The sequence below is a fragment of the Mycobacterium mantenii genome (genome assembly GCF_010731775.1).
In the GTDB taxonomy this organism is placed as follows: domain Bacteria; phylum Actinomycetota; class Actinomycetes; order Mycobacteriales; family Mycobacteriaceae; genus Mycobacterium; species Mycobacterium mantenii.
Genome location: NZ_AP022590.1, coordinates 2,628,763 through 2,655,168, shown reverse-complemented (window position 1 = coordinate 2,655,168; position 26,406 = coordinate 2,628,763). Strand labels below are relative to the sequence as shown.

At 66.4% G+C, this 26,406-nt stretch carries 19 protein-coding genes and 1 tRNA gene; 12 read left to right on the top strand and 8 right to left on the bottom strand.

Going from position 1 to position 26,406, the window contains the following annotated elements; translation table 11 throughout:
* Positions 1-31 precede the first annotated feature (31 nt).
* The 3 genes from G6N50_RS11905 to G6N50_RS11895 all read right to left on the bottom strand — a co-directional run bounded on the left by G6N50_RS11905 (position 32) and on the right by G6N50_RS11895 (position 1,912).
* Positions 32-199 carry a hypothetical protein gene (locus G6N50_RS11905; RefSeq protein WP_158086048.1) on the bottom strand — a complete coding sequence of 56 codons (168 nt, stop codon included), beginning with the start codon at positions 197-199 and terminating at the stop codon, positions 32-34.
* Between the two features lie 95 nt (positions 200-294).
* Positions 295-1,065 carry an enoyl-CoA hydratase gene (locus G6N50_RS11900; RefSeq protein ID WP_083094185.1) on the bottom strand — a complete coding sequence of 257 codons (771 nt, stop codon included), beginning with the start codon at positions 1,063-1,065 and terminating at the stop codon, positions 295-297.
* A 436-nt stretch (positions 1,066-1,501) separates the two neighbouring features.
* Positions 1,502-1,912, bottom strand: a complete 411-nt coding sequence (locus G6N50_RS11895) for a hypothetical protein (RefSeq protein WP_083094184.1) — start codon at positions 1,910-1,912, stop codon at positions 1,502-1,504.
* Positions 1,913-2,534: 622 nt separating this feature from the next.
* Between G6N50_RS11895 and G6N50_RS11890 the strand changes: the two genes are divergently transcribed.
* On the top strand, positions 2,535-2,738 hold the full coding sequence (locus G6N50_RS11890; protein WP_083094183.1) for a hypothetical protein: 204 nt from the start codon (positions 2,535-2,537) through the stop codon (positions 2,736-2,738).
* Positions 2,739-3,308: 570 nt separating this feature from the next.
* On the opposite strand, the gene G6N50_RS11885 is transcribed toward G6N50_RS11890, so the two are convergent.
* Positions 3,309-3,992 carry a cutinase family protein gene (locus G6N50_RS11885; RefSeq protein WP_163650842.1) on the bottom strand — a complete coding sequence of 228 codons (684 nt, stop codon included), beginning with the start codon at positions 3,990-3,992 and terminating at the stop codon, positions 3,309-3,311.
* Between the two features lie 839 nt (positions 3,993-4,831).
* Between G6N50_RS11885 and G6N50_RS11880 the strand changes: the two genes are divergently transcribed.
* Positions 4,832-5,140, top strand: a complete 309-nt coding sequence (locus tag G6N50_RS11880; protein WP_083094181.1) for a hypothetical protein — start codon at positions 4,832-4,834, stop codon at positions 5,138-5,140.
* A 282-nt stretch (positions 5,141-5,422) separates the two neighbouring features.
* Here G6N50_RS11880 and G6N50_RS11875 read toward each other — a convergent pair.
* A tRNA-Arg gene (locus tag G6N50_RS11875) sits at positions 5,423-5,496 on the bottom strand.
* Between the two features lie 191 nt (positions 5,497-5,687).
* Between G6N50_RS11875 and lipQ the strand changes: the two genes are divergently transcribed.
* The 10 genes from lipQ (at position 5,688) to G6N50_RS11825 (ending at position 23,198) form a co-directional block, all read left to right on the top strand.
* Positions 5,688-6,935, top strand: coding sequence for an esterase LipQ (lipQ, locus tag G6N50_RS11870; protein WP_083094180.1), 1,248 nt, complete (start codon positions 5,688-5,690; stop codon positions 6,933-6,935).
* A gap of 128 nt (positions 6,936-7,063) precedes the next feature.
* A complete protein-coding gene (locus G6N50_RS11865; RefSeq protein ID WP_083094179.1) occupies positions 7,064-8,539 on the top strand; it encodes a WS/DGAT/MGAT family O-acyltransferase in 1,476 nt (491 codons plus the stop codon).
* Positions 8,536-10,350 (top strand): HAD-IB family hydrolase/lysophospholipid acyltransferase family protein, encoded by a 1,815-nt coding sequence (locus tag G6N50_RS11860; RefSeq protein ID WP_083094178.1) that lies wholly within the window; start codon positions 8,536-8,538, stop codon positions 10,348-10,350. The genes G6N50_RS11865 and G6N50_RS11860 overlap by 4 nt, the downstream gene beginning before the upstream one ends.
* Positions 10,347-12,701 (top strand): glycerol-3-phosphate 1-O-acyltransferase, encoded by a 2,355-nt coding sequence (locus tag G6N50_RS11855; protein WP_083094177.1) that lies wholly within the window; start codon positions 10,347-10,349, stop codon positions 12,699-12,701. The genes G6N50_RS11860 and G6N50_RS11855 overlap by 4 nt, the downstream gene beginning before the upstream one ends.
* 28 nt (positions 12,702-12,729) lie before the next feature.
* Entirely contained in the window at positions 12,730-14,796 is a 2,067-nt protein-coding gene (locus G6N50_RS11850) for a cytochrome c oxidase assembly protein (RefSeq protein WP_163650841.1), read from the top strand.
* Between the two features lie 129 nt (positions 14,797-14,925).
* The gene (locus tag G6N50_RS11845; protein ID WP_083096926.1) at positions 14,926-15,432 is read left to right on the top strand and encodes a single-stranded DNA-binding protein; all 507 of its coding nucleotides are present in this window, start codon (positions 14,926-14,928) and stop codon (positions 15,430-15,432) included.
* A gap of 91 nt (positions 15,433-15,523) precedes the next feature.
* On the top strand, positions 15,524-17,200 hold the full coding sequence (gene ettA, locus G6N50_RS11840) for an energy-dependent translational throttle protein EttA (protein ID WP_083096928.1): 1,677 nt from the start codon (positions 15,524-15,526) through the stop codon (positions 17,198-17,200).
* 78 nt (positions 17,201-17,278) lie between these two features.
* Entirely contained in the window at positions 17,279-22,129 is a 4,851-nt protein-coding gene (locus G6N50_RS11835; RefSeq protein WP_083096929.1) for an NAD-glutamate dehydrogenase, read from the top strand.
* Complete coding sequence (locus tag G6N50_RS11830) at positions 22,126-22,539, top strand: acyl-CoA thioesterase (protein WP_067829708.1); 414 nt, start codon at positions 22,126-22,128, stop codon at positions 22,537-22,539. Before G6N50_RS11835 ends, G6N50_RS11830 begins: the two co-directional genes overlap by 4 nt.
* Positions 22,527-23,198, top strand: coding sequence for a hypothetical protein (locus G6N50_RS11825; protein WP_083096931.1), 672 nt, complete (start codon positions 22,527-22,529; stop codon positions 23,196-23,198). The genes G6N50_RS11830 and G6N50_RS11825 overlap by 13 nt, the downstream gene beginning before the upstream one ends.
* A gap of 79 nt (positions 23,199-23,277) precedes the next feature.
* On the opposite strand, the gene G6N50_RS11820 is transcribed toward G6N50_RS11825, so the two are convergent.
* The 3 genes from G6N50_RS11820 to G6N50_RS11810 form a co-directional block, all read right to left on the bottom strand.
* On the bottom strand, positions 23,278-24,294 hold the full coding sequence (locus G6N50_RS11820) for a pyridine nucleotide-disulfide oxidoreductase (RefSeq protein ID WP_083097031.1): 1,017 nt from the start codon (positions 24,292-24,294) through the stop codon (positions 23,278-23,280).
* A gap of 86 nt (positions 24,295-24,380) precedes the next feature.
* A complete protein-coding gene (locus tag G6N50_RS11815; protein ID WP_083096932.1) occupies positions 24,381-25,946 on the bottom strand; it encodes a glycoside hydrolase family 13 protein in 1,566 nt (521 codons plus the stop codon).
* 25 nt (positions 25,947-25,971) lie between these two features.
* Positions 25,972-26,367 carry a globin gene (locus G6N50_RS11810; RefSeq protein ID WP_067830371.1) on the bottom strand — a complete coding sequence of 132 codons (396 nt, stop codon included), beginning with the start codon at positions 26,365-26,367 and terminating at the stop codon, positions 25,972-25,974.
* Between the last annotated feature and the right edge of the window lie 39 nt (positions 26,368-26,406).

The window sequence follows — 26,406 nt, the reverse complement described above, 5'->3', positions numbered from 1 at the left end:
GGTGTCCCAGCACTGATTCCAGTACTTGTTCTCACCCCATGCCGGGTTCCACGGTTGATGGGGGCCACCAGTGCACTCGTGGCGCCGGCCCCGGCTGCGCGTGCGCGGCTCCCGCGGCCAGTGCGATTCCCGCCGTCGCGACCCCGCTGGACAGCAGGACCCCGGCGATCAATCGGGTCAGGGTGTGGTGGGTGTGCACGCTGCATTCCTTTGCTCAGGCCGGTGGGCGTCGTCGCAGCAAGTGCACCCCGACCGCTGCGCTACCGATCCCAAACTGCACACGCACGGGAACGCCTACCTGCGTTGTGCCGCGGCCAATCGCTTTGCGAATTCCGGTGATTGGATCGAATAGGACTGCGGCCCCAGCTCGGCGCGCATGGCGAGCTGATGTTGCTCGTTGTCCAGCGACCCCGGACTGACGGTGGCGCGCATGGTGGCCTTGGTCGCCAGCACCACTTCCCGCGGGGCCGCCGCCGGGCCGGCGGCCAGCTCGAGCGCCGCAGCGACCGGATCGTCGGCGACGCTCAGCGCCAAGCCATGCTGCACGGCGGCGTCGGCGTCGAAGCGCATACCGAACAGCAGGGCCGCGCGGGCGACCTGCGGGCCAACCGTCCGCTGCAACATCCATGTCGCACCCCCGCCGGGGTGCAGCCCCAGCTTCTGGAACCGCGCGTCGAACACGGCGCCGGGTCCGGCGATGCGCACGTCGGCCGCCAGGGCAAGATTCAGACCCGCGCCCACCGCCGCGCCGTTGACCGCGGCAATGGTGGGCAGCCGGCAACTACCCACGGCCATAAAGCCGTCGTACAGCTGCTGCAGGCCCGTCTCGGCCGCTCCGCCGCCGGCCGCGCCCAGGGCACTGAGATCCGCGCCCGCGCAGAACGCCTTGCCGGCACCGGTGACCACTACGGCATGCACATCGGGATCGGCCTCGGCCCGCTCGACGGCCTCGCGCAGGTGCCCGGACGACTCGGCGGTTACCGCGTTGCGCCGATCGGGAGCGTTGACGGTGATGAGTGCGACGCGGTTGGTGACGGTGAACAGGATGAGTTCGGACTGGACCATCGGGCACCTCCGGCTTCGGGTATCGGCTGTGGATGCACCCGACCACACCGGTGCATCGGCGGCAGCGTCACGGGCGAGGTAAGACTACTTCGCGCCTTCGGAGCGGGGTCGGCCGGTGTGAGCGTCATTAGCGAGAGCCATGGGAAAAGGCGGGCATTCCCCGGGTCTTATTGGCTCATCCCGAGCAGCGAACACCATTAGCGGGCGCCACGCGCACCTACGGCCACGCCGCGCAAACGCGAAAACCTTTGCGGGGGCGCGGGTAGTTACTAGAATCTACAAGTATTGCTGTATTTATCGAAATAATCCGACGTGTTTCGGCTCCTTGGCCAGCCCGTCGAGTCGACCTGCCACGACGCAGGGTGAAACGTCGACCCCGGCCAGGTGTCAGCGCTTTGGTGTCGTCTTGTTGGGCCGCGGAAATTAATGGGAAACGCTACAGCTCGGGTTTCGCTAACTTCTTCGCTAGCTCATCGAGTTCGGCCTGGCGCTCACGCACCGCGCACCCCCGGCGCTCCCTGCGCGTACCCTGCAGAATGGCCCTCGGCAGCGCATCGCTTCGCAACCTGGTGTTGGCGTAATGAATTGCGGCGTCGATCATCTCGATGTATCGCTCCGCGTCGCCCTCTGCGCAGGAACCCTCGATGCGCTGGATTTCGTCCCAGCACGGATAAGACGAGTATCGGGCGTCAAGCTGTTGCTGGGAGACTTGCGTTCCGAAGTAACACCGCCAGTCGCGGCTCAACCAACCCCTCGTCTTGACTTCGACTTTGATCCGATTGCCAACGCCGGCTACAAACCTCGGCTCTCCGACGCGTACTACCGGCTCCCAGTCATTCGACGCCATATCGCCAACCCCTCGAAGAGAAGACGCTCTAAGTAATGATCTCCCCGTAAGCGTCGTCTGCTCGTTTTGACACACGTTCCCGGAATGGTTAAACCGCAAACTTTTGAGAGCGACTTCGACTTTTGCGGTGCATCGGGCAGTATGGAAGACGACCCAAATGCCATTGCCGGCGGTTCCGTGTACGCGCTTTGCGGTCCTTGGCTTCGTTTGCACATATGGCCGTGACCTGCGTCGCTGCGGGTGCCGCCACGACGCACACTTCCGCCCTCCACACGCGGCTGCCACATCCGCCACTCGGGCACCGCCTGGTCGTGATGAGGTGACTTCCGAATCAGCTAGCACATGCGCTATCGGATCCGCGAAGCTCACAGTGGTCAAGCCGAGCGGTCACCCGGACTCGCCACGCGCCGAAACGCGCCCCTACCGCTTCGAGCTCCCGCAGCCAAGGATCCGTTGAGGATCCGCCAAGCCGCCGCCCCCAAGCTCATGTCAGCCCGAAGGGCATCCCACTCGGCATCGACGCTAGGAGCACCTCATGCGGAAAACGGGGTACAGGACGACGCGGTACGGGACCATGGCGTACCGGGCATACGTAAGGACACGCGATCCCAGAATCGGATCCGTGCGCCTGATGCTGGTCTCCATAACGACAGCCGGGCTGATCGGCATCGGCGTCGGTGTCGCCAGCCTCGATCGACCGTTGGCCGGCCGGCATTGTTCCGTTCCGAACGTGACCACGCACGACGCAACCGGCCTGACGCTGTTGTGCCGCCGGGCAGCGAGTGAGAACCGCGAGGCGGTGTGGCAGTATGCGCTGGCGTCATAGCCCCCGTAAGTCAAGTGCCACAGCGAATTTCGGGTCCGTCGAATACCCCTCGGCGGTGCGCCCCGGCAAGCACGAACGAGCGCCACCATTTGTGGCGCCCCGTTTGGCCCCGGGCATCGAAGGGGTGACGCTTGAACGTATCTACCCCTGCGCAGCGAATGAGGAGAAATGCGATGGCGAAGGTGCTGTTCGTGGTCACGGGCGCAAGTTATTGGACCCTGAAGGACGGCACCAGGCACCCGACGGGCTACTGGGCCGAGGAGTTCGCGGCGCCCTATCGCGAGCTCACCCGCGCCGGCCACGAGGTCGTGGTGGCCACACCGAATGGGGTTGTGCCGCACGTGGATGTGATGAGCCTGCGTCCGTCGATGGCCGGCAGCGAAAAGATCGCCGGGGATGTCGAGGACATTCTTCGGTCCGCCGAGGAGTTGCGCCGGCCGATCGAATTGGCCGACGCCCGCCCCGAGGACTACGACGCCGTCTCAGGGACCGCAACCTTTTCACGGGCCAGAATCCGCGTCGGCGGCGCCGTTGGCGCGCGACTTCATGAAAGAACTGAGTTAGGCGCCATCAGAGATGGCCGGCCACGAAAGTGGCGGCCTGACTGGGCATTCCGGACTCCTTGTAGGACAGGGCGGCCGCCGAGAACATCTCGTCGTGCGAAGGCAGCGCCAGGGGCCCACCCGGAGTGCACACCGGGTCACCGGGCGCGCACAGGTCGATGGCTTTCGCGCCGTACCACGGGCTGACCACGCTCACCGGTGCGCCCAGGTACCGGGCCGACGGGTTTGCGAACAGGGCGAGCGCGGCGACATGGTCCGCCTCGTCCGCCGTCAGGATCTGGGGAATCAAGCCCGCGATCGGTGCCTGGGCGATGGTGATCAGATCGATCACCATGGCGCCCTGAGAATATCCGCCGAGCACCAGTTTGGTGCCGGGACACGTCGCAACCATGGCCTGAACGTGAGCGCGGGCGTCGCCGGCGCCGGCCGATGCGGACGGGGCGAAATCTTCGTCGGCCGGATAGTTCACCGCATACACCGCGACGGAGCGGCCCCCGACCTGGGAACGCAACGAATCGATGAATTCCTGTCCGACCCCGCCGACGCCCGGCGGCTCAGCGGTGCCTCGGGCGAACGTCACCTCGACGTCGGGGCAGGGCGCGGCGGACGCGGAATTGGGCGGGCACAGCAGCGCCGCCCAGGCTGTCGCCACAGTGACACCCAGCAAACGCGCTACCCGGCGTGCGCTCACGCAACCAATGCTGACATATCGCGGCCGGAAAGGCACCGCCCAAATCACGCCGATCCACGTCGGAACTTTCGACCCGCACCGCTTGCCGGAGGGCGGTGCCTGCGGCCGCGTGTAATCGAAGGTATCGCTAGTCGTTATGGCTCAACGGTTCTCGATGCCCGGGTGATGCCGATTGTCGGCAACGCATGCAATGTCCGGCTAAAAGCGTCAGCAATCAGGCAGGAGCGTCCGAACGCTTCGTTGTCCGTCGAGCCCATCGCGGCGCCTGAGAATCGCCCACCCTGTTGGTGGTGGCAAAGCGGTGGCTGAAGCAGGTCCGCTAACTTCGCTGCAGGTTGAAGGGTGATCGTCGAGCCTGACTTTCTCACGGCCCGTGACTATCCGCAAAGGGGTTCTATTTGATCCTCATTTGCAATGAATGCAATACTCGTCAGCCTGATTCTGTGTTTCGTGTATCGAACTGCATTCAGGACACTCTTGAATGTATTTGTGATTTGGATTCAGGGACGTAGCCATCAACGCCTGTTTTTGCCTGAATACACTTGCTGAACTCTTATTCCTGCCGGGCAACATTTCGATCGATTTCCCTGCTCAAAGGTGCATGGCAGCGGCTGCAAAAGCAGCTACCTCAGTTTGCCGCTATCCATCACTGTTCCCAAACACGGCTGGTTGAAACCTCGGGCGAGGCCGACCTCCCACAACGCTGTCCTGAGGCCCACGCGGCTGCAACGGGCAAGCCCGTATCTGCATTCCAAAATGGCGTAGCCCACTACTCTAGCGGCTCATTCTGCCGCGCCGGAGACTAATAACGTTCTGCCCCTCCAGCGAAAGGTTAAGCCATGACCATCGTCGCTACTACGATCGTCCATCCGAACCCTGGGGTCACCTGGGACGACATTCAGAAGCAGCTGAAGCGAGCGACTGGGCTTGCTCGCAAACATGGCGCGGAGAACGTCACCGCACTGGTCAACATGATCGGAGGTCAGGGCACCAACGCCATCGGCTTGCTGACGACTGCCCAGGACTGGGCCGCCTACGGCCAGATCCAGCAGAGCCTCAATGCTGACCCGGATTACCAGAGCCTTCTCGTCGACGCGGCCCAGATGGCCACCTGGGAGAACTACGTCAGTCAGACGATCGAGGTCTGAGAACGCGCTGAGTATCACGTGATCGACAATCCTCGGCCTTGCGTATCGGCGTTGTTGATTGTCGATCGCCCATCGACGGCCTAGGTAGTCACCGGTAGTGACTACCTAGGCGTTAGGCGACCGTTCTCCACGCGAGATCGCCAATCCCGCCGAGGGCGTGCCGCAACCGAAACCGTTGTCAAGGATCAACCGAAGCAACTGTCAACCATCAGCCGAAACACTGTCAGGCATCACCCGAAGGCGAAATGTCAAGCATCAACCGACGTCATACACCGAACAGAGTGCCCCCGGCACGACTCGAACGTGCGACCTAGGGATTAGAAGGCCCTTGCTCTATCCACCTGAGCTACGGAGGCAATGTGCAGGTCAGTCTATCCAACCCCACCCGCTGAGCCGACTCGCCGCCGCGACGCGCGCGAGAACCCTTCCCGCGCCACGTTTATCGGTTATCGTGGGGACCCTCGACACACGTACAACATCGGCCGGTCATCGGCTGTTAACCGCAACGGGGCGTGTGCATAACGTCGAGTCGAGAGGTGACGTCGTAATGAGCGTGGCCAGTCGTCGAACATCGCCCTGCTCGTGGGCCGGCACCCAGGCGGCACGCCTGGCAGCCGAAGCCCGGGATGTCTACCAGCTCGGCAACCTGGTGCTGCGGGGAGGGCCGCTCGCGCTGGAATTTGTCGCCGGCTGGCTGTTCACGGAGTTTCCCCCGCACGTGGTGACCGGGCATGCGCTGTCCCGTGTTTCGCACCCGTCGGTCGGCCGGGTCGGCAAGACGTTGGCCGCCCAGCGGGCCGACCGAACCCTGACCACCGCGCTCGAGGAGGCCTTCGGCCCCGATGTCCGTGAGCAGGTATGTCACCCGGCCGCCGCCGCGGCCCTGTGCGCCCGGCGCGGTGGACTGCTGGGCAGGCCCGGGCCGCACCGCCGGTACGCGGCCCAGACGTCCGGCATCTCCTACGGTCCGAGTCCGCGCGACAACCTGCTCGACATCTGGCGGCGCGACGACCTGGCGCCCGGCTGCCGGGCGCCGGTGCTGATCCAGGTGCCGGGCGGGGCGTGGGCGCTGAACGGCAGGCGCCCGCAGGCGTACACGCTGATGAGCCGCATGGTTGAACTCGGCTGGATCTGCGTCTCGATCGACTACAGCAAGAGCCCCCGCGCCACCTTCCCCGCGCACCTCATCGACGTCAAAAGGGCGATCGCGTGGGTCCGGGAGAACATCGCCGACTACGGCGGTGACCCCGACTTCATCGCGATCACCGGCGGTTCGGCGGGCGGGCACCTGGCCTCCCTGGCCGCGCTCACGCCGAACGACCCCACCTTCCAACCCGGTTTCGAAGACGCCGACACCACCGTGCAGGCGGTCGCGCCCTATTACGGCGTCTACGACTTCACCGACTTCGAGAACATGCACGTGCTGATGTTGCCGTTCCTCGAACAATTCGTGATGAAGGCCCGTTACGCCGACGAGCCCGAGCGCTTCACGGCGGCGTCGCCGGTTTCCTACGTGCACAGCGACGCGCCGCCCTTCTTCGTGCTGCACGGCGAGAAGGACGAATTGGTGCCCAGCGGCCAGGCCCGTGCCTTCTGCTCGGCGCTGCGCGCGGCCGGCGCGGCCACGGTGGCCCACGCCGAACTCGGCAACGCTCACCACGCTTTCGACATCACGCCTACGGTGCGGTCGCGGCTGGCCGCCGACGCCGTCGCCGATTTCCTTGGTGTCGTCTATGGGCGGCGCGTCAGCTCGCTGCTGGATTCGCTGCCCCTGTCGGCCACTTCGGCCAGCTGAGTCCGCGCCCGAGTACCTGTCGCTCCTTTCACCAGCGCGGTAACCCGACTAGCGTTGGGTGACGATTGGGTTGGTGGGTCCAAGGCAGGAGGCTTGATCGACGGTGACGAGGTTGGCGCGTCAAGCTGATGACCATGACTGAGGCCGTCGAGGCGATCAAGTTGTCCGACGAGCTCGGGCCGGTTGACTACCTACTGCACAGGGGAGAGGCGAACCCACGAACCCGGTCGGGGATCATGGCGCTGGAGCTCTTGGACACCACGCCGGACTGGCAGCGGTTCCGAACCCGATTCGAGAACGCCTCCCGCCGAGTGCTGCGGTTGAGGCAGAAAGTCGTCGTGCCGACCTTGCCGACGGCGGCGCCGCGCTGGGTGGTCGATCCCGATTTCAACCTGGATTTCCACGTGCGCCGGGTGCGGGTATCCGAACCCGGCACGCTTCGTGAAGTATTCGACCTCGCCGAGGTCATTCTGCAGTCACCGATGGACATTTCGCGGCCGCTGTGGACGGCCACCCTGGTCGAGGGTCTGGCCGACGGAAAGGCCGCGACGCTGCTGCATGTCAGCCACGCCGTCACCGATGGCGTCGGCGGGGTCCAGATGTTCGCCGAGATCTATGACCTCGAGCGCAATCCGCCGGCCAAGCCGACGCTGCCGCTGCCCGTCCCGCAAGACCTGACGTCCAATGATCTGATGCGCCAGGGCATTAACCACCTGCCGTTCGCCCTCGTCGGCGGTGTGATGGGCGCGCTGTCGGGCGCGGTCTCGGCGGCCGGGCGCGCGGTTCTGGAACCGACGGCCACCGTTTCGGGGATCGTCGGGTACGCCATGTCGGGCATGCGGGTGCTCAACCGAGCCGCGGAGCCGTCGCCGCTGCTGCGGCGGCGCAGCCTGGCCACCCGCAGCGAGGCGATCGATATCCCGCTCTCGGATCTGCACAGGGCTGCAAAAGCCGGCGGCGGGTCGATCAACGACGCCTACCTCGCCGGACTGTGTGGTGCCCTGCGCCGCTACCACGAGGCGTTCGGCGTGCCGATCAGCACGCTGCCGATGGCGGTGCCGGTCAACCTGCGCGCCGAATCGGACACGGCCGGCGGCAACCGATTCACCGGTGTCAACCTGGCGGCGCCTATCGGCACCGTCGACCCGGTCGCCCGGATGAAGAAGATTCGAGCTCAGATGACGCAGCGTCGTGACGAGCCCGCGATGAACATCATCGGTTCGGTGGCGCCGGTGCTCAGCGTTCTGCCGACCGCGGTGCTGGAGGGGATCACCGGCTCGGTCATCGGCTCCGACGTGCAGGCCAGCAACGTCCCGGTCTTCCCGGGAGACACCTACATCGCCGGCGCAAAAATCTTGCGGCAGTACGGTGTCGGCCCACTGCCCGGAGTGGCGATGATGGTGGTGCTGATCTCGCGGGGCGGCTGGTGCACCATCACCGTGCGCTACGACACGGCCTCGGTGAAAAACGAGACGTTGTTCGCCCAGTGCCTGCTGGACGGTTTCGACGAGATCCTGGCGCTGGCCGGTGATCCACCACCGCGCGCGGTGCCCGCCTCGTTCACCGAGCCGGCCGCGTCGTCCCGATCGGCGGCGGGCTCATGAGCACCTCGACGGAGCAGCCCGACGAACGCGGCACCCAAAACACCGGGCAGGACATGCGGTTGCCCGGCTCGGTGGCTGAGATCATGGCGAGCCCCACCGGGCCCAAGGTCGGTGCGTTCTTCGACCTGGACGGCACGCTCGTCGCCGGGTTCACCGCGATCATCCTGACCCAGGAACGGCTGCTGCGCCGCGACATGGGTGTGGGGGAGTTGCTCGGCATGGTGCAGGCGGGCCTGAGCCACACCCTGGGTCGCATCGAGTTCGAAGACCTCATCGGCAAGGCCGCCGCGGCGCTGGCGGGGCGACTGATCGACGACCTGGAAGAGATCGGCGAGCGGCTGTTCATCCAGCGGATCGAGTCGCGGATTTACCCGGAGATGCGCGAGCTGGTGCGCGCGCACATGGCCCGCGGCCACACCGTGGTGCTGAGCTCGTCGGCGCTGACCATCCAGGTGAACCCGGTCGCGCGTTTCCTCGGCATCCCCAACATGCTCACCAACAAGTTCGAGACCACCGAGGACGGCATGCTCACCGGCGACGTCGAGAAGCCGATCCTGTGGGGGCCGGGCAAAGCCGCTGCGGTGCAACGCTTTGCCGCCGAGCGCGACATCGATCTCAAGGACAGCTACTTCTACGCCGACGGTGACGAGGACGTCGCCCTGATGTACCTGGTCGGTAATCCGCGGCCGACCAATCCCGAAGGCAAGATGGCCGCGGTGGCCAAGCGCCGCGGTTGGCCGATCCTGAGATTCAGCAGCCGTGGTCCTGTGGGCCTGCGGCGGCAGGTGCGCACACTTGCCGGACTCGGCTCGATTGTCCCCGTCGGCGCCGGCGCCGTGGCAGTGGGCGTGTTGACCGGGAGCCGGCGGCGGGGCGCCAATTTCTTTACCTCTATTTTCTCCCAAACGGTGCTCGCGACCACTGGCGTCAATCTCAATGTCGTCGGGAAAGAGAATCTGACCGCGCAACGTCCCGCCGTCTTCATCTACAACCACCGCAATCAGGTTGACCCGGTCATCGCGGGTGCGCTGGTGAACGACAACTGGGTTGCCGTGGCCAAGAAGGAACTGCAAAAGAATCCGATCATGGCCCTGCTCGGTAAGGCGTTGGACGGTGTGTTCATCGACCGGGACGATTCGGCTTCAGCGCTCGAGACGATGCGCATCGTCGAAGAGCGAGCCAAGAACGGACTGTCCATCGTGATGGCGCCGGAAGGCACCCGGCTGGATACCACCGGGGTCGGTCCCTTTAAGAAGGGGCCGTTTCGTCTTGCGATGGCCGCGGGCATCCCGATCGTCCCGATCGTGATCCGCAACGCCGAGCTCGTCGCCGCCCGCAACTCGACCGTCATCAACCCGGGCACCGTCGACGTCGCGGTCTTCCCCCCGATCTCGGTGCAGGACTGGACACTTGACGACCTGCCGGAGCGCATCGCCGGGGTGCGCCAGCTGTATCTGGACACGCTCGCCAACTGGCCCGTCGGCGAACTGCCTGAAGTCGACCTGTACGCCGAGAAGAAGGCGGCCGAAAAGGCCAAGAGCCAGGCCGCCAAAGCATCGGCGAAGAAGGTACCCGCGAAGAAGGCACCCGCGAAGAAGGCACCCGCGAAGAAGGCGCCGGCGAAGAAGGCACCCGCGAAGAAGGCATCGGCGAAGAAGGCGCCGGCGAAGAAGGCAGCGCCGAAAACGAAGCAGCCCAAGGCGAATCCCCATGAATCCCAGCCCGCCCTCAAAGACGGTGAGGCGCAACGCCTCGGTGCCGCGACCGTCAACGCCGAGCCGCGGGAGTCGCCGACCCGAGGGCATCCGTGACCGAACCGGCCGCAGATACCAGCGCGATCCTACCCAGGACAGACTCGCTGGTACTGGCGTCGATGGCCTCGCCGGTCGAGATGGATCTGGTGACGGCGTGGATGGATCGAGAGCGCGCCGCCAATCCGGGGGTGAATTTCGATCTGGTGAAATTGCCGACGCTCGACGCGCCGCCGGAAGCGATGACGGCCCTGGCCGAACAGCTCGAGTCTGAGGAAGACCGCTCGATCGTGCCGGTGCGGGTGTTCTGGCTTCCGGAGCCGGATCGCGGCCGACTCGCCAAGCTGGCCGGGCTGCTCCCGGGCCGGGATCCCTACCATCCCAACCAGCGTCAGCAAGAACAGATCGTGCGAACCGCTCCCCGGCGGGCGCGGGTGGTGGCCGGCGAAGCGGCCGCTGTCTCCGAACTGCGCCGGCAATGGCGCGACACCACCGTGGGAGAAGACAAGAACGACTTCGCCCAGTTCGTGATCCGCCGCGCAATCCTGGCGATGGAACGTGTTGAGTACCGAATCCTCGGGCCGCAGTACAAGTCCCCGCGGTTGGTGAAGCCGGAGATATTGGCGTCCAACCGGTTTCGCGCTGGTCTGGCCAAGATTCCCGGCGCGACCGTCGACGAAGCCGGGAAGATGCTTGACGAACTCGCCACCGGGTGGAGCCGGGCCTCGGTCGACCTGGTCTCGGTTCTGGGCAGGATGATCAGCCGCGGGTTCGATCCCGAGATCGACTACGACGGCTACCAGGTCGCGGCGTTGCGGACCGGCCTGGAGGCTCACCCCGCGGTGCTGCTGTTCTCGCACCGGTCCTACATCGACGGCGCCGTGGTTCCGGTTGCCATGCAGGAGAACCGGTTACCGCCGGTGCACGTGTTCGCCGGCATCAACTTGTCGTTCGGTGCGATGGGCCCGCTGTTGCGACGCTCCGGGGTCATCTTCATCCGCCGCAACGTCGGCAACGATCGGCTGTACAAGTTCGTGCTGCGCGAATACGTCGGCTACATAGTCGAGAAGCGGTTCAACCTGAGCTGGTCCATCGAGGGCACCCGTTCGCGCACCGGAAAGATGCTGCCCCCCAAGCTCGGCCTGCTGGCCTACGTCGCCGACGCCTATTTGGATGGCCGCAGCGAAGACATTCTGCTGCAACCGGTTTCGATCAGCTTCGACCAACTGCACGAGACCGCGGAATACGCCGCATACGCCCGCGGCGGTGAGAAGACGCCCGAAGGCGTCGGCTGGTTGTACAACTTCATCCGCGCGCAGGGTGAACGCAATTACGGCAAGATCTACGTCCGATTCCCCGAAGCGGTGTCGATGCGTCAGTACCTGGGTGCACCGCACGGCCCGCTGACGCAGGATCCGGATGCGAAACGGCTTGCGCTGCAGAAGATGTCGTTCGAAGTCGCCTGGCGGATCCTGCAGGCGACGCCGGTGACGGCGACGGGTCTGGTGTGCGCATTGCTGTTGACCACGCGCGGGGCGGCGTTGACGCTCGGCCAGCTGCACCACACCCTGCAGGACTCGCTCGATTATTTGGAGCGCAAACAAAACCCGATGTCCACCAGCGCATTGCGACTGCGCACGCACGAGGGAGTGCGCACGGCGGTCGACGCCCTGTCCAACGGACACCCCATCACCCGGGTCGACGGCGGCCGGGAACCGGTGTGGCGCATCGCGCCCGAGGAACAGCACGCCGCGGCCTTTTACCGCAATTCGGTGATCCACGCCTTCCTGGAGACCTCGATCGTCGAGCTTGCCCTGGCCCACGCACGCCACGCCGACGGCGACCGTATGGCGGCCTTCTGGGCCCAGGCGATGCGGCTGCGCGATCTGTTGAAGTTCGACTTTTATTTCGCCGACTCGGCGACGTTCCGGGACAACATCGCCGAAGAGATGGCCTGGCACGACGATTGGGAGGCCCACGTCGCCGCCGGCGGTGACGAGATCGACGCGCTGTTGTTCGCCAAGCGTCCGCTGATGGCGGAAGCGATGTTGCGGGTGTTCTTCGAGGCCTATGAGATCGTCGCCGACGTGCTGCGCGACGCACCGCCGGACATCGACCGGCAGGAACTGACGGAGTTGGCGCTGGGTGTCGGCCGACAGTATGTGGCGCAGACCCGGATCCGCAGCAGCGAATCGGTGTCGACGCTGTTGTTCGCCACCGCGCGTCAGGTTGTCGACGACCAGAACCTGACCGCACCCGCCCCGGACCTGGCCGAGAGGCGAGGTCAATTCCTGCAGGAGCTGCGCGACGTCCTGCGAGACTTCAACTACGTCGGGCGGATCGCGCGCGACCAGTTCGTGGCCCGCGAGGCCAGGGCGCGGCAGGACCGTCTGAACAGCCACACTCTGTAGCCGGCCGGCCCGCCCATACCCTGGATGTATGACCGTCGCTCCGCCCGCCGGCACGGCCTCGACCGAGGCCGCTGCCCAGCGCCGCGCGCTGGTGTGGCCGGTGCTGGCCGGAGTCGCCGTGCTGGCGGGCTGCACGGCCGCCGGCATCGGGACGCTCTCGCTGGCCAGCGCGCTGACCGTGACTGGCCTGCCCGATCCGGGCCAGGTGACCACCTTGGGGCTGCCGTTCGTTCGCGCTGCGGGCGAGATCGCCGCGGTGCTCGCCGTCGGGTCGTTTCTGCTCGCCGCATTCCTCGTGCCGCCCCAGCGCAGCGGTGTCCTCGACACCGACGGCTACCGGGCCCTTCGGCTCGGGACGGTGGCGTCGGGGGTGTGGGCGGTGTGTGCCGCCCTGCTGGTCCCGCTGACCATCTCGGACGTGTCCGGGCATCCCGTCGCCGACATTCCCCCGACGCGGATGTGGTCGTTGGCGGGCCTGATCACCAACGCCTCGGCCTGGCGCTGGACCGCGCTGCTGGCCGCGGTGATCATGCTGGCGAGCCTGTCGGTGCTGCGCTGGTCGTGGACGCCGGTGCTGGCCGCCGCGTCGGTGGTGACGCTGATTCCGCTGGGGCTGACCGGACATTCGTCGGCCGGCGGTTCGCACGACCTGGCGACCAACGGCCTGCTGATCCACCTGGTCGCCGCCAGCCTGTGGGCCGGTGGCCTGCTCGCCCTGCTCGCCCACGTCCTGCGCGGCGGTGGTCACCTCGGGCTGGCGGCCCGGCGTTTCTCGACGATTGCGCTGTGGTGCTGGGTCGCGATGGCGGTGAGCGGACTGGTCAACGCCGTGGTTCGGGTGCACCCGTCCGACCTGCTCGGCACCGACTATGGGCGGCTGGTCACCGCCAAGTTCGTCGCGCTGTGTCTGCTGGGCGGGCTCGGTTGGCGGCAGCGACGAGTGAGTGTGGCTGCGCTGCAAGCGGATCCGAGTCCGGTGCGCGCGCGTGGCGCGCTGCTGAGGCTGACGCTGATCGAGGCCGCCGTTTTCGGCCTCACCTTCGGCATCGCCGTCGGGCTGGGCCGCACCCCGCCCCCGCCGCCCCCGGCCCGGTTGCCGTCGATTCCCGAAGCCGAGATCGGTTACGACTTCGACGGGCCGCCCACCCTGGCGCGCATCCTCTTCGATTGGCGCTTCGACCTGATCTTCGGCTCTGCCGCCCTCGTCTTCGCCGGGCTGTATGTGGCGGCGTTGGTGCGGCTGCGCCGCCGCGGCGACAAGTGGCCGCCGGGCCGGACGCTTTCCTGGCTGCTCGGCTGCGGGGTTTTGCTGTTCGCGACGTCGTCGGGCGTCGGTCGCTACATGCCGGCGATGTTCAGCATGCACATGGTGGTCCACATGTGCCTGTCGATGCTGATCCCGATCCTTCTGGTGCTAGGCGCCCCGGTCACCCTGGCGTTGCGGGCGCTGCCGGCGGCCCGCCGTGACGATCCGCCGGGCATGCGGGAATGGCTGCTGGCAGCGCTGCACAGCCGCTTCTCCCGGTTGCTCACCAACCCCGTGGTGGCCACCGTGCTGTTCGTCGGCGGGTTCTACGGGCTGTACCTGTCGAGCCTCTTCGACACCACCGCCAGCAGCCATGCCGGCCATCTGGCGATGAACACGCACTTTCTGCTGAGCGGCTACCTGTTCTATTGGGTGGTGATCGGGGTGGACCCGACGCCGCGACCGATCCCGCCGCTGGCCAAGGTGGCCGTGGTGTTCGCCTCGTTGCCGCTGCACGCCTTCTTCGGCGTGGTGATGATGGGCACCAAGAAGGTGCTCGGCGCCGACTATTACCGCTCGCTCGGCTTGAGTTGGCACACCGACCTGCTGGGGGACCAGCGACTGGGCGGGGGCATCGCCTGGGCGGCGGGGGAATTCCCGCTGGTGATCGTGATGCTCGCACTCCTCATCCAGTGGGCGCGCAGCGATCGCCGCACCGCCAAGCGGCTGGACCGGGCCGCCGAACGCGACGACGACGCCGAGCTGGTGGCCTACAACGCGATGCTGGCGCAGTTGGCGCAGGGCGGAACCCCCAAGCGGTCCGGCCAGGCCCCCGCCGATCCCGACTGATCCACAGTCCCGGTTTCGTCCACAGCGATGACCGGCCCGGCCGGTTTTCGGGCCGTTTCCCATCGGCGTCGTCGGTGGCGCCGCGCTTACTGGCGGCCATAGCCAATGCAATCGAGAAGGGATCAGCCCATGTTCGAAACCCCGCTTACCGTCGTCGGTCACATCGTCAACGACCCCGCGCGCCGCAAGGTCGGCGACCAGGAGGTCCTCAAGTTCCGGGTGGCCAGCAACTCGCGCCGCCGTACCGGTGACGGCGGCTGGGAGCACGGGCACTCGCTGTTCGTCACGGTCAACTGCTGGGGAAAGCTGGTCACCGGGGTGGGTGCCGCGCTGGGCAAGGGCGCACCGGTGATCGTGGTGGGGCACGTCTACACCAGCGAATACGAGGACCGCGACGGCAACCGCCGCTCGTCGGTGGAGATGCGGGCGACCGCAGTAGGTCCGGACCTCTCCCGCGTGATCGTGCGCATCGAGAAGCCCGCTTACACCGGCCCCAGCGCCGGGCAGGAAGGCGCCGCCCCGGGAACTCTCGTCGACGCCGCCGACGTTAGTAGCGAGGACCCGCTGGCCGGCGACGATCCGGCCGGTACAGGTGACGCCACCGCCGACGAGGCCCCGCTCTCCATTCCCGCCTGAGCATTAACTCGGGCGCGGGGCTGCGGTCGCCGGGCGATGCCTAGGATGGTCCGCGAGATCACTTCGCAAACCAGAAAGGCAACACCGCGGCATGGCTGAGTTCATCTACACGATGAAAAAGGTCCGCAAGGCGCACGGCGACAAGGTGATCCTGGACGACGTCACGTTGAGCTTCTATCCAGGCGCCAAGATCGGTGTCGTCGGACCCAATGGCGCCGGCAAGTCGAGCGTCTTGCGGATCATGGCTGGCCTGGACAAGCCGAACAACGGTGACGCCTTCTTGGCCAACGACGCGACCGTGGGCATCCTGCTGCAGGAGCCGCCGCTGAACGAGGAGAAGACCGTTCGCGGCAACGTCGAAGAGGGCCTGGGCGAGATCAAGGTCAAGCTCGACCGCTTCAACGAGGTCGCCGAGTTGATGGCCACCGATTACTCCGATGAGTTGATGGAGGAGATGGGCCGGCTGCAGGAGGAGCTCGACCACGCCGACGCGTGGGACCTCGATTCGCAGCTGGAGCAGGCCATGGACGCGCTGCGCTGCCCGCCGCCCGAGGAGCCGGTGACCAACCTGTCCGGTGGTGAACGCCGCCGCGTCGCGCTGTGCAAGCTGCTGCTGTCCAAGCCCGACCTGCTGCTCCTCGACGAGCCGACCAACCACCTCGACGCCGAGAGCGTGCAGTGGCTCGAGCAGCACCTCGCCTCCTACCCGGGTGCGATCCTGGCGGTCACCCACGACCGCTACTTCCTGGACAACGTCGCCGAATGGATCCTGGAATTGGACCGCGGCCGCGCCTACCCGTACGAGGGCAACTACTCCACCTACCTGGAGAAGAAGGCCGAGCGAATCGCGGTCCAGGGGCGCAAGGACGCCAAGCTGCAGAAGCGGTTGACCGAGGAGTTGGCGTGGGTGCGCTCCGGGGCCAAGGCGCGTCAGGCCAAGAGCAAGGCTCGGCTGCAGCGCTATGAGGAGATGGCGGCCGAGGCCGAGAAGACGCGCAAGCTCGACTTCGAGGAGATCCAGATTCCGGTCGGCCCGCGGCTGGGCAACGTGGTGGTCGAGGTCGACCATCTCGACAAGGGCTACGACGGCCGCACCCTGATCAAGGACCTGTCCTTCACCCTCCCGCGGAACGGCATCGTCGGCGTCATCGGTCCCAACGGGGTCGGTAAGACCACGCTGTTCAAGACCATCGTGGGCCTCGAGCAGCCGGACAGCGGCACGGTCAAGGTCGGAGAGACCGTCAAGCTCAGCTACGTCGACCAGACCCGCGCCGGAATCGATCCCAAGAAGAACGTGTGGGAAGTTGTCTCCGACGGGCTGGATCACATCGTGGTCGGCCAGACCGAGGTGCCGTCGCGGGCCTACGTGTCGGCGTTCGGGTTCAAGGGACCGGACCAGCAGAAGCCGGCGGGCGTGCTCTCCGGTGGCGAGCGCAACAGGCTCAACCTCGCGCTGACGCTCAAGCAGGGCGGAAACCTCATCCTGCTCGACGAGCCCACCAACGACCTCGACATCGAGACGCTGAGTTCGCTGGAGAACGCCCTCGAGCAATTCCCCGGCTGTGCGGTGGTGATTTCGCACGACCGGTGGTTCCTGGACCGCACCTGCACGCACATCCTGGCCTGGGAGGGTGACGACGACAACGAGGCCAAGTGGTTCTGGTTCGAGGGCAACTTCGGCGCATACGAGGAGAACAAAATCGAACGGCTCGGTGCCGAGGCGGCACGTCCGCACAGAGTGACCCACCGCAAGCTAACGCGCGACTAGTGTCGGCTCTGCCCCGCGCCGCCGCGGAATGGGGCGATTGAGCGCACTGACAACCGTCGCCAGTTGGGAGCTATCGGCATGACGATCGATCCCGGAGCAAGACAGGATCTCAAGCCGTGGACGACCTTCACCCAGCAGCAGGACATTCCCGAGTGGATCGCGAGAGCCTACGTCGAGAGCTATCGCGGTCCGCATAGCGACGAGTCGGGCGGGGCCGAAACCAGGCCCATCGACCTGACCGTGCCGGCGGCGATCGTGACCCCGGCGATGCTGAGCGCGCACTATCGCCTCGGCCGGCACCGGCCCGACGGCGAAAGCCGCGTCGCGGTGTACCCGGCGGACGACCCCGCCGGTTTCGGCCCCGCGCTGCAAGTTGTCACCGATCACGGCGGCATGCTGATGGACTCCGTCACCGTGCTGCTGCACCGGCTCGGTGTCCCCTACACGGCCATCATGACCCCGGTGTTCGAAGTGCAGCGCAGCCCCGAGGGGGACCTGCTGCGGGTCGAGGCGAAATCGGCAAGCGCTTCGCAATACGCCGGCGAAGCGTGGATACACGTGCAGCTCCTGCCGTCGGTCGACAGCAAGGGGCTCACCGAGGTCGAACGGCTACTGCCCAAGGTGCTGGCCGACGTTCAGCAGGTCGCCAGCGACGCGTCGAGGTTGATCGCCGTGCTCGACGATCTGGCCGCGCAGGTCGAGGCCAACGCCGGTAACCACTTCTCGGCGCCGGACCGCGACGACGTCGCGGCGCTGCTGCGCTGGCTGGGCAACGGCAACTTCCTGCTGCTCGGCTACCAGCGTTGCCACGTGCACAACGGTCAGGTCTCCGGCGACGGGTCACCCGGCCTCGGCGTCCTGCGCACCCGCACCGGCTCCCGCCCCCGGCTGACTGACGACGACCGATTGCTGGTGCTCGCGCAATCCGTGGTGGGCAGCTATCTGCGCTACGGCGCCTACCCGTATGCCATCGCGGTGCGCGAATACGAGGACGGTGCAGTGATCGAGCACCGCTTTGTCGGGTTGTTCACCGTGGCCGCCATGAACGCCGATGTCCTGGAAATCCCCACGATTTCGCGCCGGGTCCGTGAGGCGCTGGCAATGGCCGACAGTGACCCGATCCACCCGGGCCAGCTGCTGCTCGACGTCATCCAAACCGTTCCCCGCTCGGAGCTGTTCACGCTCAGCTCCGAGCGGCTTCTGGCGATGGCCAAGGCGGTGGTGGATCTGGGACCGCAACGAAACGCGTTGCTGTTCCTGCGCGCCGACCGCCTGCAGTACTTCGTCTCCTGCCTGGTCTATCTGCCCCGCGACCGCTACACCACGGCGGTGCGGCTGCAGATCGAAGACATCCTCGTTCGCGAATTCGGTGGTACCCGACTGGAATTCACCGCCCGGGTCAGCGAATCACCTTGGGCCCTGATGCATTTCATGGTCCGCCTGCCCGCCGATAGCCCCGACGCTGCGCCGGTCGACGTCTCCGACGTCAACCGGATCCGCATTCAGGCGCTGCTGAGCGAAGCGGCGCGAACCTGGACCGACCGGCTCGTGGCCGCCGCCGCGGAGGGGTCCGTGGGGCACGCCGACGCCGAGTACTACGGGGCCGCCTTCCCCGAGGTCTACAAGCAAGCCGTCACCCCGGCCGACGCCATCGACCACATCGCCATCGTCAATGAGCTGCAAGACAACTCGGTCAAGCTGGTGTTCGCCGAGACCGGCGACGGCACCGCCCAGCTGACCTGGTTCCTGGGCGGACACACCGCCTCGCTGAGCCAGCTGCTGCCGATGCTGCAGAGCATGGGTGTGGTGGTGCTCGAGGAGCGCCCCTTCACGGTCAACCGGTCCGACGGGATGCCGGTGTGGATCTACCAATTCAAGATCTCACCGCACCCGACCATCCGGCTGGCCTCGACGCAGGCCGAGCGCGACGCGATGGCCGAGCGGTTCGCCGACGCGGTCACCGCGATCTGGCAGGGCCGCCTCGAGATCGACCGGTTCAACGAGCTGGTAATGCGCGCGGGACTGCGATGGCAGCAGGTCGTGCTGTTGCGGGCTTACGCAAAGTATCTGCGGCAGGCCAACTTTCCGTACAGCCAGTCCTATATCGAAGCGGTGCTCAACGAGCACCCCTCTACCGCGCGATCACTGGTCGCGCTCTTCGAGGCGTTGTTCGACCCCAACCCCGACTCCTCCGCCAGCCGCGATGCGCAAACGGCCGCCGCGGCGGTCGCCGCCGACATCGATGCGCTGGTGAGCCTGGACACCGACCGTATTCTGCGCGCCTTCGCCTCGCTGGTGCAGGCCACGCTGCGAACGAATTACTTTGTGACACGCGAGGGTTCGGCCCGAGCCCGCAACGTGCTGGCGATCAAGCTGGACGCCCAGCTGGTCGACGAGCTGCCACTGCCGCGCCCCAAATACGAGATCTTCGTCTACTCGCCCCGGGTCGAGGGCGTGCACCTGCGGTTCGGCCCGGTGGCCCGCGGGGGCCTGCGCTGGTCGGACCGTCGAGACGACTTCCGCACCGAAATCCTGGGTCTGGTCAAGGCGCAAGCGGTCAAGAACGCCGTCATCGTGCCGGTGGGCGCCAAGGGCGGGTTCGTGCTCAAGCGGCCACCGCTGCCCACCGGCGATGCCGCCGCCGACCGCGACGCCAGCCGCGCCGAGGGCGTTGCCTGCTATCAGCTGTTCATCTCCGGCCTGCTCGACGTCACCGACAACGTCGACCATGCGACCGGAAAGGTCAGTCCGCCAACGGAAGTCATTCGGCGCGACGGCGATGACGCATACCTGGTGGTGGCGGCGGACAAGGGCACCGCCACCTTCTCCGATATCGCCAACGACGTCGCCAAGTCCTACGGATTCTGGCTGGGGGACGCGTTCGCGTCCGGCGGGTCGGTCGGCTACGACCATAAGGCCATGGGCATCACCGCCAAGGGCGCGTGGGAGGCTGTCAAACGGCACTTCCGGGAGATGGACGTCGACACGCAGGCCGAGGATTTCACCGTGGTGGGGATCGGCGACATGAGCGGCGACGTCTTCGGCAACGGCATGCTGCTGAGCAAGCACATCAGGTTGCTCGCCGCCTTCGACCACCGGCACATCTTCTTAGACCCCGACCCCGATGCCGCGCGTTCCTGGGAGGAACGCCGGCGGATGTTCGACCTGCCGCGGTCCAGCTGGGAGGACTACGACACGTCGCTGATCAGCGCGGGCGGCGGGGTGTACAGCCGTGAGCACAAGGCGATTCCGGTCAGCCCCCAGGTCCGCGAGGCGTTGGGCATCGAGGGCTCCGACGACGGAGTCACCGAGATGACTCCGCCCAATCTGATCAAGGCGATCTTGCAGGCTCCGGTGGACCTGCTGTTCAACGGCGGCATCGGCACCTACATCAAGGCGGAGTCCGAATCCGACGCCGATGTCGGCGATCGCGCCAACGATCCGGTTCGGGTCAACGGAAGCCAGCTGCGCGCCAAGGTGATTGGCGAAGGCGGCAATCTGGGGGTGACCGCATTGGGCCGCGTCGAGTTCGATCTGTCCGGCGGTCGGATCAACACCGACGCCATGGACAACTCGGCCGGCGTGGACTGTTCGGACCACGAGGTCAACATCAAAATCCTGATCGACTCCCTGGTAACCGCCGGCAAGGTCAAGCCGCAGGAGCGCAAACCGCTGCTGGAGTCGATGACCGACGAGGTCGCGCAACTGGTGCTCACCGACAACGAGGACCAGAACGACCTGATCGGCACCAGCCGGGCCAACGCGGCCAGCCTGTTGCCGGTGCACGCCAGACTGATCCAGTACCTGGTGGACCAGCGCGGCATCCACCGCGACCTGGAGGCGCTGCCCTCGGAGAAGGAGATCGAGCGCCGCGCCGAGGCCGGCATCGGGCTCACCTCACCCGAGCTGTGCACCCTGATGGCGCACGTGAAGCTGGGACTCAAGGAGGAGATGCTGCAGACCGAGCTGACCGAACAGGACGTGTTCGCATCCCGGCTGCCCCTGTACTTCCCGAAACCGTTGCGGGAACGGTTCACCCCGGAAATCCGCACGCACCAGCTGCGCCGCGAGATCGCCACCACCATGCTGATCAACGACCTGGTGGACGCCGCCGGGATCAGCTACGCCTTCCGGATCACCGAGGACGTCGGCGTCGGTTCGGTCGACGCGGTCCGCACCTACGTCGCCACCGACGCGATCTTCGGTGTGGGGGAGATCTGGCGGCGCATCCGCGCGGCGAATCTGCCGGTCGCATTGTCGGATCGGCTCACGCTGGACACCCGCCGGCTGATCGACCGGGCCGGGCGCTGGCTGCTCAACTACCGTCCGCAGCCGTTGGCGGTCGGCGCGGAGATCAACCGGTTCGCCGCCAAGGTCAAGGCGCTGACGCCGCGCATGTCGGAGTGGCTGCGCGGCGACGACAAGGCGATCGTCGAGAAGGAAGCCGCCGAGTTCGCGTCCCAGGGCGCGCCCGAGGACCTGGCCTACATGGTGGCCGCCGGCCTCTACCGCTTCAGCCTGCTCGACATCATCGACATCGGCGACATCAACGACATCGACGCCGCCGAAGTGGCGGACACCTATTTCGCGCTCATGGACCGGCTCGGTACCGACGGGCTGCTGACCGCGGTGTCCGAGCTGCCCCGGCGGGACCGCTGGCACTCCTTGGCGCGGTTGGCGATTCGCGACGACATCTATGCTTCGCTACGGTCGCTGTGCTTCGATGTGCTCGCCGTGGGGGAGCCGGACGAAAGCGGTGAAGAGAAGATCGCCGAGTGGGAGCACCTGAGTGCCTCCAGGGTCGAGCGGGCCCGCCGAACACTGATCGAGATCCAGGAAAGCGGGAACAAGGATCTCGCAACGCTGTCCGTCGCCGCGCGACAAATCCGTCGCATGACCCGCACCAGTGGAAGAGGATCATCAAGTTGAGCGTCGGCTTCGTCGCGCCAGTGCTTGTGCGCTGGTCGGACATCGACATGTATCAGCACATCAACCACGCCACCATGGTCACGATCCTCGAGGAAGCGCGCGTTCAGTTCCTGCGTGAGGCGTTTGAGGTCGACATCTTGACCATCGGGTTGCTCATCGCCGAGGTCAAGGTGACTTACAAAGGCCAACTGCGGCTGGTCGATTCGCCGCTGCAGGTGACGATGTGGACCAAGCGGTTGCGGGCGGTCGACTTCACGCTGGGCTACGAGGTGCGCTCGGTCGCCGCGGACCCGGAGTCGAAGCCCGCCGTCATCGCCGAGTCGCAACTGGCCGCCGTCCATATCGAGGAGGAGCGGCTGGTGCGCCTCTCGCCACAACATCGGGAGTATCTACAACGGTGGATCAGGTAGCCGACCGAGGACTATGGCTGGGCGCCGACTCCAGGGACGCCCACCGTACGGATCTGGCCGCGTTCGTCGATCGCGCGCTGCGACTCGATGACGCCGCGATCATCCGATTCCGGACCCGCTCACCGGGGCTGCTGACGGCATGGGTAGCAACGGGTTTCGACGTGCTAGCCAGCAGGGTGGTGGCCGGCGAGGTGCGGCCCGAAGATTTGTCGGTGGGCGCGGACGCGCTGGCCCGCGGCCTGGCGGCGATGGACGAAACGGGTTACGTCGACCCCGGTTTCGCGATGGACTCCGCATGGCGCGGTGCCCTGCCGCCGGAATCGGGCTTCACCCACCTCGAGGACATCCCAGCCCGGGTGATCCTCGACCTCGCGCAGCGCGGCGCGCAACTGGCCAAGGAACACAGCAGTTCTCATGGCCCGCCGGTTTCGCTGCTCGACCAGGAGGTCATCCAGGTCAGCTCGGCCGACACGCACGTGGGGCTGCCGATGCGCTGCGTGTTCGCGTTGACCGCGATGGGTTTTCTGCCGCAGTCACCCGATGCGGTCGAGGCCAACGAGTTGATCCGGGTCCGGATACTGCCGACGTGGTTGCGGCTGGATGCCCGGTTCGGTTCGGTGTATCGCCGCCGCGGCGATCCCGCGCTGCTGCTGGGCTGACGCGGCCTGGCCGTGGGCGATTCTCCAAACGGATCAGGCTGAATTTAATGGCGACTACCGGCCGCCCGGGCCGCGGCGATCACGGGCCGTAGAGCAGCCAGAGCGGCAGCACGGCGTCGATAAAATCCATGAACTTCTTCAGGCCCACCCGGAACTGCCCGTACCCGTAGGGATCTTCGACGTACTGGGGGAACGCGATGCCCACCCCGAACAGGCCGGGGGCAAGGATTCCGTTGGTGCGGTTGTAGTCGAGTTGCCCCCACTGCGGGGTCTCGGGCAACTTCCTGCGCTCGAAGCCGACGGTGTAGACGGCGCGGTCACACTGGGCCAATGTCTCGGAGAATTCCGCGCTCGATACCCAGCACCTCTCCAAGCGGTCGGGAAGCACCCCGTCGATGTTCTCCCGCGCCCAGACGGCCGCTTGGCCCTTCAGCCCGGTGTCGTCAAAAAGTATCCAATCATCCAAATACACAGCGTATTTCAGTGGGCTGCGATAGAAGTTGACGATGCGCTTGACGGGGTGGCGCAGCAGGTTCGGCAGCACGATCATGGACGAGTGCGACGATCCGAACACGGCGACCGTCGCGCCCTCGAGTGGCTCCTGGGCGAGCTTTTCGGGATCCAGGGCGACCTCGACCGGGATCTCCGCCAGGTCGGGGTGGCCCAGCTTTTTGGGATCCGCGCCGACGGCCAGGATCACGTTCTCCGAAGAGATGTCGTGTTGGTCCGTCTCGATCCGCCATTGCCGATCGCGCAGGGTCAACGCGGTGGCGGTCGCCGTGAGGGCGTCGACCTGCTCACGCAGCTGCTCGGTGATCCAAACCAGGGGCTCGGCCACCAGTGCGAGCGCGCAGGTCTCCTGCGGGTCGATCTCCTTGAGCGGCATGGGCGGCGCCTCGGAGAACCGGAATGACTTGGCGCCGTTGAAGTATTCGAGAAACAGTCCGGCGTGGGTATTGCTCGAGACCGACCGCCACTTCCGGCCGATGTCGCCGGCGCCGAAGGCCGGGTCGACCCAGGCGATCCGTTCGGCCGCGACCCCGTGATCCAGCAGCCGTCCCACCGCGGCGATGCCCGCCGGCCCGGCGCCGATCACTGTCCACTCGTAGGAAGCCATGCACAACATATAGAGCAGTCGGCCGCGAAATGCCCACCGTGCCTCCGGCGGCGCGACCCGATCGGTTATGCCAGCCAGGCCGCCGAATCCGGCGGTAGTTTCCCGTCCAGCAGCGGTGCGCTCGCCAGGATCAGCTCGCCCGCCGGCAGCGGCATCGGCGCGTCGCCGCTGTTGAGCGCGCAGGTCAGCCCACCAGGGCGCCGGAAGATCACCACATCGCCGGACGCATCCAGCCACTGGACGCCCTTGCCGTCGAATTCCACGCGACGCCTTCGCAATTCGAGAGCCCGCTGGAAGAACGACAAGGTGGAGTCGGGGTCGCCGCTCTGCTTTTCGACGGTCAGCGCCGCCCATTCCTTCGGCATCGGTAGCCACGTGTCGGGTGAGGATGAGAAGCCGAACGGTGGAGCCTCGCCCGACCACGGAATCGGCACCCGGCACTTGTCGCGGCCCCGCTCGGTTCGTCCCGAACGTTCCCACGTCGGGTCCTGCAACACCTCGTCCGGCAGGTCCAACACGTCGGGCAACCCGAGCTCCTCGCCGTTGTAGATGAACACCGTGCCCGGCAGGGCGAGCATCGCCATCGCCATGGCTTTCGCCCTGCGCAGCCCGATTTCGCCGCCACCGTAGCGGGTGACCTCGCGGTCGACGTCGTGGTTGGACAGCGTCCACGTCGGGACGGCGTCATAGATTGCGGTGGCCGCGAGCGAGTTCTCGATGGCGTCGTGGATCTGGCCGGCGTCGAAGTCGATCTTGGTCAACCGGAAGTTGAAGCCGAGATGCAGTTCGTCAGGCCGCAGGTATTCCGCCCAGAGCTGGTTGTCCAGCACCCATACCTCGCCGATCGTCACCGCATCGGGGTACTCGTCAACGATCTTGCGGATCTTGCGGTGGATGTCGTGCACGCTCGGGTGGTTGAACCGCGGATCGTCGTCGCTGTGCGACAACACCTTGATGTCTTCCTCGGCGTCGGGCAGGCCGGACGGCTTGGCCATCCCGTGCGCCACGTCGATGCGGAAGCCGTCCACCCCGCGGTCCAGCCAAAATCGCAGCGACTTCTCGAAGTCGTCGAAGACGTCCGGGTGTTCCCAGTTCAGGTCCGGCTGTTCGGTGTCGAACAGGTGCAGGTAGTACTGACCGGGATTGCCGTCGGGCTCTACCACCCGGGTCCAGGCCGGGCCGCCGAACACCGACGTCCAGTTGTTCGGCGGCAGCGCCCCATCGGGACCCAGGCCGTCGCGGAAGTAGTACCGCTCCCGCGCGTCGGTGCCCGGGCCCGCGGCCAGCGCGGCCTGAAACCACGGGTGCGCCGAGCTGGTGTGGTTGGGCACCACGTCCATGGTGATCTTGATGTCCCGCTCGTGCGCGGCCGCGATCAGCCGTTCGATCGCGGGCATCCCGCCGAACAGCGGGTCGATGTCACGGGGATCGGCGACGTCGTAGCCGTGGTCGGCCATCGGCGAGACGGTGACCGGGCTGAGCCAAATCGCCTCCACGCCCAGGCGCACCAGGTGATCCAGATGGGCGACGATTCCGTCGATGTCACCAACACCGTCGCCGTTGCTGTCGGCGAACGATCGGGGATAGACCTGGTAAAAAACCGCGTTCGACCACCATGCTCCGGGGCTCATCCTGCTCCGTTCAGTTCGCTGGGTGTTAAAACGATGAGTTGACGAGTGAGTGGGCGGCCATTTCCAGATAGTTGAGCAACTCGCGACGGTGTTCGTCGTCGAGCGTCTGCGAATCGATGGACGCGACGGCCGTGTGCATGCACCGCAGCCACGCATCGCGCGCCAGGGGAGTGATCCGGAACGGCACGTGACGCATCCGCAGCCGGGGGTGTCCCCGCCGGTCGGAGTAGGTGCGCGGGCCGCCCCAGTACTGCTCGAGGAACATCCGCAGGCGCTCTTCGGCGCCCTCGAGGTCGTCCAGCGGATACAGCTCGCGCAGGATCTCGTCCTCGGGAACCTGGGCGTAAAAGCGCGACACGATCGTGTGGAAAGTGTCGGCGCCGCCGACCGCGTCGTAGAAGGACTCTGCTACCTGATCCATCGCCATCCATTGTGGTGCATCCTCGCGGCGCCGCGCGGA

Bases quoted from the DNA above. Each gene is read 5' to 3' on its own strand.
- G6N50_RS11860 (WP_083094178.1), top strand. From the start codon at position 8,536: ATGAGCACCTCGACGGAGCAGCCCGACGAACGCGGCACCCAAAACACC.
- G6N50_RS11815 (WP_083096932.1), bottom strand. From the start codon at position 25,946: ATGAGCCCCGGAGCATGGTGGTCGAACGCGGTTTTTTACCAGGTCTAT.
- G6N50_RS11835 (WP_083096929.1), top strand. From the start codon at position 17,279: ATGACGATCGATCCCGGAGCAAGACAGGATCTCAAGCCGTGGACGACC.
- G6N50_RS11880 (WP_083094181.1), top strand. From the start codon at position 4,832: ATGACCATCGTCGCTACTACGATCGTCCATCCGAACCCTGGGGTCACC.
- G6N50_RS11845 (WP_083096926.1), top strand. From the start codon at position 14,926: ATGTTCGAAACCCCGCTTACCGTCGTCGGTCACATCGTCAACGACCCC.
- G6N50_RS11865 (WP_083094179.1), top strand. From the start codon at position 7,064: ATGACCATGACTGAGGCCGTCGAGGCGATCAAGTTGTCCGACGAGCTC.
- G6N50_RS11850 (WP_163650841.1), top strand. From the start codon at position 12,730: ATGACCGTCGCTCCGCCCGCCGGCACGGCCTCGACCGAGGCCGCTGCC.
- G6N50_RS11895 (WP_083094184.1), bottom strand. From the start codon at position 1,912: ATGGCGTCGAATGACTGGGAGCCGGTAGTACGCGTCGGAGAGCCGAGG.
- ettA (WP_083096928.1), top strand. From the start codon at position 15,524: ATGGCTGAGTTCATCTACACGATGAAAAAGGTCCGCAAGGCGCACGGC.
- lipQ (WP_083094180.1), top strand. From the start codon at position 5,688: ATGAGCGTGGCCAGTCGTCGAACATCGCCCTGCTCGTGGGCCGGCACC.
- G6N50_RS11810 (WP_067830371.1), bottom strand. From the start codon at position 26,367: ATGGATCAGGTAGCAGAGTCCTTCTACGACGCGGTCGGCGGCGCCGAC.
- G6N50_RS11900 (WP_083094185.1), bottom strand. From the start codon at position 1,065: ATGGTCCAGTCCGAACTCATCCTGTTCACCGTCACCAACCGCGTCGCA.